Annotated in this window: 12 protein-coding genes; 9 read left to right on the forward strand and 3 right to left on the reverse strand. The window is 69.4% G+C overall.

The window, feature by feature from the left end; translation table 11 throughout:
* The first annotated feature begins 58 nt into the window (after positions 1–58).
* The 3 genes from IT359_21535 (at position 59) to IT359_21545 (ending at position 2925) form a co-directional block, all read left to right on the forward strand.
* On the forward strand, positions 59–550 hold the full coding sequence (locus IT359_21535) for an Hsp20/alpha crystallin family protein (GenBank protein MCC6931587.1): 492 nt from the start codon (positions 59–61) through the stop codon (positions 548–550).
* Between the two features lie 64 nt (positions 551–614).
* The gene (locus IT359_21540) at positions 615–1511 is read left to right on the forward strand and encodes an alpha/beta hydrolase (protein ID MCC6931588.1); all 897 of its coding nucleotides are present in this window, start codon (positions 615–617) and stop codon (positions 1509–1511) included.
* 67 nt (positions 1512–1578) lie between these two features.
* The gene (locus IT359_21545) at positions 1579–2925 is read left to right on the forward strand and encodes a DEAD/DEAH box helicase (GenBank protein MCC6931589.1); all 1347 of its coding nucleotides are present in this window, start codon (positions 1579–1581) and stop codon (positions 2923–2925) included.
* A gap of 51 nt (positions 2926–2976) precedes the next feature.
* Here the strand turns inward: IT359_21545 and IT359_21550 are convergent, their stop codons facing one another.
* A complete protein-coding gene (locus IT359_21550) occupies positions 2977–3402 on the reverse strand; it encodes a type II secretion system protein (protein MCC6931590.1) in 426 nt (141 codons plus the stop codon).
* A 289-nt stretch (positions 3403–3691) separates the two neighbouring features.
* Here IT359_21550 and IT359_21555 point away from each other — a divergent pair, with 289 nt between their 5' ends.
* The 4 genes from IT359_21555 (at position 3692) to IT359_21570 (ending at position 8726) form a co-directional block, all read left to right on the forward strand.
* Entirely contained in the window at positions 3692–4000 is a 309-nt protein-coding gene (locus IT359_21555; protein MCC6931591.1) for a hypothetical protein, read from the forward strand.
* A gap of 180 nt (positions 4001–4180) precedes the next feature.
* On the forward strand, positions 4181–5260 hold the full coding sequence (locus IT359_21560; protein MCC6931592.1) for an ATP-dependent 6-phosphofructokinase: 1080 nt from the start codon (positions 4181–4183) through the stop codon (positions 5258–5260).
* A gap of 209 nt (positions 5261–5469) precedes the next feature.
* The gene (locus IT359_21565; GenBank protein MCC6931593.1) at positions 5470–5838 is read left to right on the forward strand and encodes a hypothetical protein; all 369 of its coding nucleotides are present in this window, start codon (positions 5470–5472) and stop codon (positions 5836–5838) included.
* A gap of 8 nt (positions 5839–5846) precedes the next feature.
* Positions 5847–8726, forward strand: coding sequence for a DEAD/DEAH box helicase (locus IT359_21570; protein MCC6931594.1), 2880 nt, complete (start codon positions 5847–5849; stop codon positions 8724–8726).
* A 13-nt stretch (positions 8727–8739) separates the two neighbouring features.
* Here the strand turns inward: IT359_21570 and IT359_21575 are convergent, their stop codons facing one another.
* Positions 8740–9279 (reverse strand): GNAT family N-acetyltransferase, encoded by a 540-nt coding sequence (locus tag IT359_21575; protein ID MCC6931595.1) that lies wholly within the window; start codon positions 9277–9279, stop codon positions 8740–8742.
* Between the two features lie 168 nt (positions 9280–9447).
* Between IT359_21575 and IT359_21580 the strand changes: the two genes are divergently transcribed.
* The gene (locus IT359_21580) at positions 9448–10044 is read left to right on the forward strand and encodes a TetR family transcriptional regulator C-terminal domain-containing protein (GenBank protein MCC6931596.1); all 597 of its coding nucleotides are present in this window, start codon (positions 9448–9450) and stop codon (positions 10042–10044) included.
* Positions 10041–10610, forward strand: coding sequence for a sigma-70 family RNA polymerase sigma factor (locus IT359_21585; GenBank protein MCC6931597.1), 570 nt, complete (start codon positions 10041–10043; stop codon positions 10608–10610). The genes IT359_21580 and IT359_21585 overlap by 4 nt, the downstream gene beginning before the upstream one ends.
* A gap of 73 nt (positions 10611–10683) precedes the next feature.
* Here IT359_21585 and IT359_21590 read toward each other — a convergent pair whose 3' ends face one another.
* A complete protein-coding gene (locus tag IT359_21590; GenBank protein ID MCC6931598.1) occupies positions 10684–11355 on the reverse strand; it encodes a CGNR zinc finger domain-containing protein in 672 nt (223 codons plus the stop codon).
* Positions 11356–11597: the final 242 nt, after the last annotated feature.

Raw genomic sequence — 11597 nt, forward strand, 5'->3', positions numbered from 1 at the left:
TGCATCGTCCAGCAGCCGGGGAAGACCTCGGCAGGCGCGACTCCAGCAAGGAGGAGTTATGACGAAGCTCCCGATGCCTCGCGCGACGCCGGTGTTCGTGAACGCGTTTCGCGAGATGGACGAGATGCAGAATCGGCTGCGCCGGTTCTGGAACCAGGGGCCGGCGAGCGACCTCTTCGCGACCGAGACGGTGGGGTGGGTCCCCCCCGTGGAGATCGTCGAGAAGCCCGACATGCTCCTGGTGACCGCGGAACTTCCGGGGATCGCACGCGAGCACATCGACGTGACGTTCGAGGACGACGTGCTCACCATCCGCGGCGAGAAGACAGAAGAGCGGAAGGAGGAGAAGGGGGAAGCGAAGGAGGAGGCGAAGTTTCACCTCTTCGAGCGCTTCTATGGCACCTTCGCCCGCTCGTTTGTCGTGCCGCGCACGATCGATCCCACCAGGATCACCGCGGAGTTCAAGGACGGTGTCCTCACGGTCAAGCTGCCCAAGAGCGCGGCGGCGATGGCGAAGGGACGCAAGATCGAGGTGAACGCGACCGGGTAGCGAGCCTTCACTTCGACTCGGTGGGACGGCAGCTTTCGGGCCGTTCCCACCGGTCTGTGCGCGCGTGCTGCTCTCCCTCTTTCGCGGGCGTCTTGCGCCTGACGAGTTGTACCCGGCCGGCGAGCCGGTGCTGACTGCCCGCATGCTGCAGCTGCCATGGGGGGAGGAGGTGCGCGTGGTGGAGGGGGGCGATGTGCAGGCGCCGCCGGTGCTCTTTCTCCACGGGTGGGGGGCGTCGGTCTACTACTACCGCAAGATCCTGCCAGCGGTGGTGCAGGGCGGTTATCGCGTGATCGCGATGGACCTGCGGGGGCACGGCGGCTCCGACAAGCCGAGGGACGAGTCGCTGTACACCGCCGACGCGATGGCGGCGCACGTGGAAGCGGTGATCGACACCCTCGGCGTGGGGCGCCTGGCCGTGGTGGCGCATTCGTTAGGCGGTGGCGTCGCGCTCGACGTCGCGCGGCGTCAGGGCGCGCGCCTCACCTCGCTCATGCTCCTGGCGCCGGTGGGCCTGGCGAGCGTCCGCTTTCTCCTCCTCGCGCGCCTGGCCACCCCCGCGCCGGTGACGCCGCTGGTGCAGTACGCCGTGCCCCCGTGGACGATCCCGCTCGCCGTGCGGGCGATCAACGGCACGCTGGGCGACTTCGCGATGCGAGACGTGGACGAGTACCGCGCGCCGACGCGCGACCCCGCTTTCGCCTGGGCCCTGCGCACGCTCCTGCACCGCTACCGGCTGGAGCCACGCACGCCGGCGGAACTCGCAGCCGTCACGGCGCCGGTCCTCCTCATGCTGGGCGGGCAGGACCTCCTCGTGCGGGCGGGCGAATCCGCGGCACGGGTGCAAGAATTGCCCGGATGGCGCAGCTGCATCCTCCCGCGCGCGGGGCACGTCCTCGCCGAGGAAGTGCCCCAGACCGTGCTCGACGCGCTGCTCCCGCACCTGAACGTTGGTCGTTAGGCGCTGGCGCCCGGGTCCCGTGCTCCCTTAGCTTGCGGCACTCGAGACGACATGGACAACAGGCGGAATGAAGACCAAGCGCCCCGCGCCCAGGAAGCGTAAGGCCGCCCCTGCGGCCGCGGACCGTTCACACACGACGTCGGCGCACTCAGGGGCGCCCGCGCCCGGAGCGCCGCACCTCACGACCGCGACACGCGACGCCGAGTCTGCCGATTCGCCGCAGCACGCTGAGCGCGCACAAGGGCTGCTGCCGGAGGCGCTCCCCGAGGAAGGCACGTCGTTCTCCGACCTCGGGCTGGCGGCGCCCATCCTGGAGGCCGTTGCGGCTGCCGGCTATCGCGCCCCGACCCCAATCCAGCGGGATGCCATCCCGGTGGCGATGCACGGCCGCGACGTCATGGGGCTCGCGCAGACCGGCACCGGGAAGACCGCCGCCTTCACCCTCCCGATCATCCATCGCCTCGCGGGAGGAGAACGGCGGCTTCGCTGCCTGATCCTGACCCCGACGCGCGAGCTGTGCCAGCAAGTCGAGGAGAGCTTCCGGAAGTACGGCAAGTTCGCCAGGGTCGACGTTGCCCCCATTTACGGTGGCGTGGCCTACGAACCGCAGGAGAAGGCGCTGCGCGACGGCGTCGACGTGATCGTCGCCACGCCGGGACGTTTCATCGACCATATGGACCGGCGCAACGCCTCGCTCGAGCACCTCGAGATCCTCGTCCTCGATGAGGCGGACCGCATGCTCGACATGGGCTTCGCGCCGCAGATCTCGCGCATCGTGGGGGGCATCTCGCCCTATCGGCAGACGCTCCTGTTCAGCGCCACGATGCCGCCCGAAGTCGAGGCGCTGGCGCGCAAGTACCTCCGCCGCCCTGTAGTCGTGCAGGTCGGTCGCCGCTCGTCGGCGGCTAGCACGGTGCGCCACGCCGTCTACCCCGTACCGCGCGGGCGAAAGAAAGACCTCCTGGTCGAGCTGCTGCGCAGCCCGGCGATGGACTCGGTCCTCGTCTTCACGCGAACCAAGCACGGTGCAGACCACGTGGTGCGTGACCTGCACGCCGCCGGGATCGACGCCACGGCCATGCATGCCGGCAAGACGCAGTCGCAACGCACCCAGGCGATCGAGAAGTTCAAGGGCGGCGACATCAAGGTCCTCGTCGCCACCGACATCGCGCAGCGCGGTCTCGACATCTCCGGCATCTCGCACGTCATCAACTTCGACGTCCCGGCGCAGGCCGAAGACTACGTGCACCGGATCGGCCGCACCGGACGCGCCGCATCGACGGGCGATGCCTTCACCTTCATGGCCCCCGACGAGATCGCGATGGTGCGCACCATCGAACGCGTCCTGGGGCAACCGATCGATCGAATCTCGATTCCAGGGTTCGACTTCGGGACGGTCGCTGCGACGAATTAGGCTGCTCTCGCACTCGCGTGCCGGCGCGCCGACAGCCGGCGCGCCCCTCACTCACCGCTTCACGCGGCCGGCGCGCGATACCGTGACCGTCTCCGCCGCCGCGCCGCGCGCCACGATGAGTCGCGTATTGGCCGCGCCGTAACCCAGCCCAGTCGGATAGAAAGCGATCGAGTCTCGCGTCGTTGCCAGCGCGACGCGAAACAGCGAATCGAGTGGGATGCGAACGAGCGTGTCGCTCCCCGCATGCACCACGGTCCGGGCCTGCGTAGTATCGAATCGAACCGCGGTTCGGCGCTGCCAGCGCAGCGCCTGGTGTCGTGCATCGGCGAGCGCCGAGACGAGGAGCGACGTCGCGCCGTGCACCGCGGCGCGGTCACGCAACGCGGCGACGGTAGGGAGCGCCATGAGCGAGATGATGCCGATGAGCGCCCCCGCGATGGTGAGTTCGAGCAGGGTGAAGCCACGGCGAGCGGCCATGGACATGGAGCGCAGGTTCTCGCGCGAGCGTTTCACGGGAATGGAGGTCGGTCGTTGACGATGTCGGGCATGCTGCCGTGCATGCTGCCGTGCATGCTGCCGTGCATGCTCTCGTGCGCCGTGCCGCAGACGCTGCCGCACACGCGCGTTGCACATCATGCCGACGTCGCACGCATTCGTCCCAACCAAATCGTTGCGCTCTGTACCATTTTTCGGCGGCCACCCCCGCGGTCACGCGCACTGCCTTCCGCCGCGACGAGTCCGGGGCAATACTCCCCCCATGAATCCCGTGCAACGCGCCGCGCGGTCACGCATTGCGAGAACGAGGCATGACGTTCGTCGGGGGTTCCCCGCCGTCCGTGCCGTCACCGTAGCTGTCGCCGTCAGCGTCACCGCTCTCGCCGCGTGCGCCCCGCCCTCCAAGCAGGACATCGAGACCGCGCAGGCCATCGCGCAGCTCGGGGATGCGTACAACGACGTCCGCCTGACGCAGCAGGAGCTGCAGGACCAGATCGACTCGCTCAAGACCGTGGTCGCGCGACAGGATTCCGTGATCCGGTCGCTGGCGAATCTCGCTGGGGTCCCGGTCCCGCGGTAATCCACGCCTCTCCGGCGGGCTGCGAACGGACTGTAATCGTTTACCTTTCCCCGCGCGCGCCGACACTCCACTTTCCGGTCAATCGCGAGACCACTCGGCCGACCTTATAAGGATCGGCTGGCGTGCATCGCTCATTTCGTCACGTTACCCCCTCAGGTACCACTCCCTCACTTTCACGAGATGCGCATCGCGATCTCCACTGGTGGCGGTGACGCCCCAGGGCTCAACGCCGTCATTCGCGCCGCCGTCCTCTGCGCCGTCACGCGCGGATGGGATGTGCTCGGGATCTGCCGCGGCTACTACGGTCTCCTCGGCGAGGACGACATCATCCCCCTCACCCGCGACTCCGTTCGCGGGATCGCGCACCTGGGCGGAACCATCCTCCGGACCACCAACCGCGGGAATCCGTTCGAGTTTCCCGTGCGACAGGCCGACGGAAGCTTCATCGAGGTCGACCGGTCGCAGGAGATCTTCGAGAACGCCGAGCGGCTGGGGATCGACGCCATCCTGACCATTGGCGGCGACGGGTCGCTCACGATCGGGCAGCGCCTGTTCGAGCGCGGGATGAAGATCGTGGGAGTGCCGAAGACCATCGACAACGACGTGAGCCACACCATCACGACGTTCGGTTTCGACACCGCGGTCAACACCGCCATCGAGGCGATCGACAAGCTGCACACGACCGCCGAGTCGCATGATCGCGTGATCGTGATGGAGGTCATGGGGCGGCACGCCGGCTTCATCGCGCTCCACGCCGGGGTCGCCGGGACGGCCGACGTCATCCTCATGCCCGAGATCCCGTTCGATATCGAGAAGGTCTGCGCCAAGGTCCGGGCGCGCGACCGGGCGGGGCGGCAGTTCTCCATCATCGTGGTCGCCGAAGGGGCGTTTCCCGTCGGCGGCCAGGAATCGGTGCTGGGGGAGTCGCTCCCCGGGCAGGCCAAGCGCGTGGGAGGAGTGGCGGGGCGCATTGCCTGGGAGATCCAGAACCGCACGGGGAAGGAGGCGCGGTCGCTCGTGCTGGGGCACCTGCAGCGCGGCGGCGGTCCCACGGGCTACGACCGCCTGCTTGCCACCCGCTTTGGCGGTGCGGCCATCGAGGCCATCGAGCAGCAGAAGTGGGGGCACATGGTGGCGCTGCAGTCGCCGCACATCGTGACCGTCCCCTTCGTGGACGTGATCTCGCAGCCGCGCCACGTGGAGCTGACGCACGACCTGATGCGGACGGCGCGGGCGACCGGGATCTCGTTCGGCGACTGAGCGAGCGGCGAGCCCAAGCGGGGAGGGGCGGGGTGTCCCGCTGTCCTCTCCGATCGTCTGCCCAGTGGGACGGGTTCCCGCGTTCCGGCCGCGTGTAGGGCTGACTAAGGCGTTGTGCACGAACCGGTTAGACTCACTTGCCACGGGCTACACCGGAAAGGCACTTTCCGTGCACGTTATCGCGGAGGACCTCCTCGCATGGAGCAGCGGTGATCTCTCGATTTGGCAAGGCGGCTGTGATCGCACTGGGGCTCGCGTTGGTTGGGTCGGCGCCTGTGGTGGCGTCGGCGCAGACGCCGCCCGTGCGCTCGCTGGTCCCGGTGAAACCAAGGGGAGAGGCGCGCGAGGAGGTCCCGGTATCGCACCTTCCGCCGGCGGGGATGTGCCGGATCTGGATCGACAACGTGCCGCCGGCGCAGCAGCCCGCGCCCACCGATTGCGCCAGCGCCATCAAGAACCGTCCGTCCAACGGGCGCGTGATTTTCCCCGAGGATGGTGCGCGTTCGCGGAAGGGCGAGGGGCCCGAGCAGGCGAAGGGGAAGGAGAAGCCGCGCAAGGTGAAGCGTCCGGGCGAGTAGATTAGGAGGTGCTTCGCCCCGTCCTGGATCGTTCGCTCCCTCCCGATCACGATGCGTTCGTTGCGGCTGAGCCGCCGACCGGTCGTGTCATCATCATCGCGCCCACGCGGGCGGCGTGCGAGACGATCGAGCTCGCGTTAGGGCTCGAGCTGGACACCGTGATCGAGCGCGAGCACGGGGCCGAGGTCCGCGCCCTGGCGGCGTCGGGGGACGGGTTCGGCATCGTGGCGGGGACGGGGACTGGCAAGACGCTCGCTGTGCGCCCCATTGCCCAGGCCATCCTGCGCACGCGGGAGCTTCGTGTCGGCGTGATCAACCGCGAGCGCGAGGCGACGCCCGAGACGCCGACGTGGAACGTGATCGTCGTGACGACCGGGATCGCGCGCCGCTGGTTCCAGGATGGCGACATCCTCCCGGGCGACACGCTGGTCATCGACGAGATCCACCAGACGTCGGCCGAGCTGGAGTTGTGCCTCGCGTTAGGCAAGCGCGTCGGCTGTCGCTTCATCTGGCTGTCGGCCACGGTCGACCCGCGCTTCTATGCGGAGTACCTGCGATCGTCGACGGTGATCCAGTCCACCGCGTTCGACCCGCGCAAGGCGGCCGAGGTGCGCGTGGTGCGCAAGGATCCGGCCGACTTCCTCGACGACCGGTTCCTGCAGCAGGTGATCAGGGAGCGGCGAGGAGTGGGGATGTTCCTGCCGACGCGCGCCGCCGTCGAGCAGGTGGCGATGCTCGTGGGCGACCGCTTTCGCCGCATCACCTCGGCTTTCTACCACGGTGGGGAGCCCATCCGCGTCATTCGCCCCTTCCTCGAGGAGGGGGTGGCCAAGCCGTTCTTCCTGGCGATGACCGCCGCTGGACAAAGCGCGCTGAACATCAAGGGGCTCGATACGGTGATCATCGACGACACGCGCTTCACGAATGTCGTCGAGCGGGGGAAGAACGTCCTGACGCGAACGCACCTGGGGACCAACGAGATCTTGCAGATGGCGGGGCGCGTGCACGGGCGCGTGGACGACGGCAAGGTCTTCATCCTCAGCGATCGCGACCTGCACTGGCCGTCCATGCGTCCCACCGAGCCGGACTTTCAGCTGGCGGGCGACTCCGAGCGCGTGGCGCTGACGTGCGCCGACCTCGGCGTGCGTGCCGATGAGCTGGAGCTCCCCGTGGCGCTGGACCGTGGCGCGTACCGTCGCGCCGTGCAGCACCTGGAGCAGCGCGGCGTGATCGAGAACGGGCGCCTGTCGCGGTATGGGCGCCTGGTGGAGAAGCTCCCGGTGGAGCGCGCATGGGCGGAGTTGATCGTCCACGCGGACGATGCCCTGATGCCATACCTCGCCGTGATGGCCAGCGTGGAGTCGCTCCACCGGATGACGCGCGACGAACGCGACTTGGGCGGGCTCGTCGTGTCGGGGAGCGACCACCTCACGGCCTACAACGTCTATGCCGACGCCTTCTCGAGGGCGGGGAGCATGGGGGAAGTATACGGGCTCCCGCGCCACCTGTTCGACGAGGCGTCCATTGGGCGGTGGGCGGAACGTCGCGGCGTCCTCGTGAAGGCCATCGAGGACACGGCGCTGGCCATGGCATCGGTGTACCGCGGTGTCGACCTTCCGCTCCCGGTGTCCATGCCGCTGGTCACCGACGAGGTGCGGCGCGCCTACTGCGACCTCGTTGCCCGCATCATGCCGTTTGACCTCGTCATCGACGAGGAGACGGTGGACGGCCAGGAAGCGCGTGTCTCGAAGAGCAGCGTGTGCGGGTCGTGGGGGGCGGTGGCTGGCACGCTGCGGTACTTCGCCGACCGCTTCGGCAACCCGCGCGCCGCCATCGAGGGGACGCAGCTTCCCATGGGGCTGGTGCGGAAGTACGCGCAGCGCGGCGAGACGCGCGTTGCGTACGACGGGCACGGGAAGCGCGACGCGCTGGTGGTGGAACGCCGACTCACGTATTTCGGCTTCGACCTGGAGCGTGACGAGGAAGTCATCGACGCCTTCCCCGAGGGGCTGGAGGGCGCGTCGCGTCGCGCCCTTGCCGAGGCGCTGGCGCGCGGCGAGTCGCGTCACGTGGCGGTGAAGCGCAACCGGCCCGTCATCGAGGAGGCGCGCGAGCTGTACCGCCGCTCGGGGGGGACCACGCGCCGGCTGGGGGAGGCGGAGCTCGTGGCGATGTACGAGGAGGCGTTAGGCGAGGCGCGCAGCATCCGCGACTATCGCGCGGCGCCGTTGCGCCTGCCACTGTCGGATTGGGTGGATCCCGCCCAACGCGAGCGACTGCTCGCGCTTCCGTCGCTGGTCGAGGTGCGCGACAAGCCGGTGGGGATCGAATACGACGTCGAGGAGCCACGCACCGACGCGCAGGCCAGTGCGTCAGCGGAGGAGGCGACGCGCGCGGCCACCGGCGCGGTCAGCGCCGAAGTCCCGGCAGGGGCCACGGACGCGCGCGTTGCGGCTGTCGGGGTGGCGAGGCTCGTCCTTCCGGAAAAGCTCGCCCGCACGCTCGTGCAGGAGGAACTCCCGGTGCTCGACCGCCCGCTGCGCTTCGTGGTGTATCGCGGGCAGCGTGGCAGCGTGCGCGCTCCCACACTCGAGATGCTGCAGGAGCTGCTCGATCGCCCGTGGTCGCCTGACGAGTACCGTCGTGACCAGGGCGAGCGCGCGGCCGGGCGAGAGGGGGATCGCGAGCGGCGGCACCGGAATCGCGAGTCGGCACGCGTGCGGGGGGAGTTCGCGCGCGAGCGACGTGGTGGCGGGGGGCGTCGCGATGATCGGCGCGGGCGCGGCGGCCGCGGGGGGCGCGGTGGTGGCGGTGGCGGTGGCGGTGGAGGCGGTGGCGGTGGCGGTGGAGGCGCTCGTCGAGGGCGAGACGACCGCCGGCGCGGGTGAACGACGCAGCCCCTCAGTCGTCGGGGAGCGTCACGGCGTAGGTTTCGCGCCGATACGGCACGAAACCGCGGGCGATGTAGTTGGGGAGCGCCGCCGGGCCGTCGAGCGTGCAGGTGTGCAGCCACACGCGCGTGGCGCCCCACCCCCACGACTCGGCGATCGCCCGCGACAGGAGTGCCTTTCCCAACCCCCGGCCGTGGCGCGTGCGCACGAGCCCGAAATAGGCGATCTCGACGGCGCCGTCGCCCCCCTTCACCAACTCGAAGTAGCCCCCCTCGCCTTCGGCGTCGCACAGGATCCACACGCGCACGTCGCGGCGGGCGAGGTGGACGGCGAGCGTCTCGTCGCTCCATGCCAGCCGGTCGCGCCACAGGTAGTCGGCGCCCACCGCGGCGTATAGCTCGCGATAGGTCGCGACCGGGCAATCGCAGACCTCGTCGATCCGCACGCCGGCGGGCAGTGCCGACCAGGGCGCGTCACCGGCGAGGAAGGGAGTCTCCGGGGGCGGTGAGGTGAGCTGCAGGTAGGTGCGTTCGACGTCGATGACCCTCATGCGTCGCAAGCTAGCCCGCGTGAGCGAGTCGTGGAGAAAGGGGCCTGTTGGCGGCCCCGTCGATAACATCAAGCACAACAATGACTTGGAACTTCCGCTGGGAGACTAAAATAGGAATGCGTGCGTGGTGTCCTTGTGCGTCGGACTTGACGGTCCTATACTCCGGATGTGAACGAAACCAGATCCCGCATCATCGACGCGGCCGCCGTCCTGATCGCCGAGCGTGGGTTCAAGCGAACCTCGATCGACGACGTCATCGACCGTGCGTCGCTGAGTGGCAAGAGCCACTTCTATCACTACTTCAAGTCGAAGGACCAGCTCGGGCTCGAGGTGCTGAGCCGGCAGTTCGAGCGTTTTGCCGAACGCGGGTTGGCCATCCTGCGTGAGCCGATGATCGAGCCCATCGAGCGGCTCAACCTCTTCATCGATTCGCTCGTCGCGTTGCAGACCGAGCGTGGGTTCCGCATCGGCTCCCCGTTCGGCAATCTTGCGTCGGAGATGGCCGACATGCACGAGGGTTTCCGTGAGCGGCTGACGCTGGTGTTCGAGCGGTGGGCGTCGCAGATCCAGTCGCTGTTGTGGGAGGCGCGCCCATATCTGGTGGAGGAGGCGGACACCGGGCGTCTCGCGCGCTTCATCATCGCGACGCTCGAGGGGGCGCTGATGATGTCCAAGGTGAGCCGCGACGCCGAGATGCTGCGCGGCATCGCGGCCGACCTCAAGCGTTTCGTCGCCATGCACATGCGTGAAGGGGTGCCGACATGACGGCCGACCTCCAGAGCCGCGCCGCGTTCGAGCGCGAGGCGCTGTTGCACCTGGATGCGCTGTACAGCTTTGCGCTCAAGCTGTCGCGCTCGCGCGACGACGCCGAGGACCTGGTGTCGGACACGGTGCTGCGGGCCATCGAGCGCTGGGAGCAGTATCGCCTGGGGACCAACGCCCGGGCCTGGCTCTTCACCATCCTCTACCACCTGTTCGTCAGCCGCAAGCGGCGCATCGACGCGCGCGAGGTGATGGCGCCGGACGATGCGGACGGGAGTGGCGCCTTCGAGCCGGTGGGCGAGACCGATCCGGAGCGGCGCTTCTACGACTCGTTCATCGACGAGGAGGTGGTGGCCGCGATCGAGGCGCTGCCTGACGAGTACCGCGCGGCGGTCATGCTGAGCGACGTGCAGGGGATGCGGTATGCGGAGATCGCGAGCGAGCTCGGGGTCCCGGAGGGGACGGTGAAGTCGCGGCTGTTTCGCGGGCGGCGCATCCTGCAGCGCAAGCTGCGCGGGTATGCGGCGGAGATGGGCTACATCCGTGCGCCGGTGTCGCCTAACGACTGATGCAGGACGGCCCGCGCCGGGCGGGCCATGCGGAAGCTCGACGTCTGGCGCCGAGCGCAAGGCCCCGCGACCGTCAGCTGCCGTGGCGCTCGCGTTCGCGGAAGCGCGCGGCCTTGGCGCGGTTGCCGCAGGTGGCCATGTCGCACCAGCGCCGCCGCCCGTTGCGCGTTGCGTCGTAGAAGACGCGGGAGCAGCGCGGGTCGCTGCAGCGCCGCACGCGCGCCAGTTCGCCGGCAATGAGGGCGTCGGCGGCCGACTCCACGATCGGGATGATGAGTCCGGCGAAGGCATCGCCCACGGGGACGAAGGCGCGCGTGAAGGAACCGTCGGCGCGGCTCTCCACGCGGCGGGTGCCCGCGCTCCGGCCCAGGACGCGGTTGATCTCCGCCAGCGCATCGCCGCGGATCTTCTCCGAGTTGGCGCCGCGCTCGGCGAGGGCGCGGAGTGCGGCGCGCACGCGGCGTGCGTCGACGAGCGCCGCGGCGGCGCCGGCGGGTTGCTGCTGCACGCGACGTCGCATGCCGGACGCGCGCTCCCCATCCAGGATCGCCACCGCCTCGAGGAATCGCACCAGCGACTCGAAGTCGCGCAGCAGGTCGATGCGTGCACCGCGACGCACGTCGTCGGTGTTGACGAAGTCGAGCCAGAGGCGCTCGCCGATCAAGGTGAACGGCGAGGCGGAGCCGCGCGATGGCGGCGAGGGGAGCACGGCGTGCAGCGAGACGAGCGCGTGAAGGGAAGGCATCGGCGCCCTAGCTTATCCCGCCCCCCGGGGGGGAGCAAGGAGCGCCGCACCCCCCGCTCGCCCCTTAGATTATCGTGCAGCCATACGGGATGCCGCTCCCGCACGCGCCTGCCATGGTCGCGCGTGACGGCTGGCTCGCAAGCACTTGTCCGCGCACGCGCTCCACGCACGCGCTCCACGCACGCGCTCCACGCACGCGCTCCATGCAGGCGCTCCACGCACGCGCTTCATCGCACCCACGC

The sequence above is a fragment of the Gemmatimonadaceae bacterium genome (genome assembly GCA_020852815.1).
Taxonomy (GTDB): domain Bacteria; phylum Gemmatimonadota; class Gemmatimonadetes; order Gemmatimonadales; family Gemmatimonadaceae; genus SCN-70-22.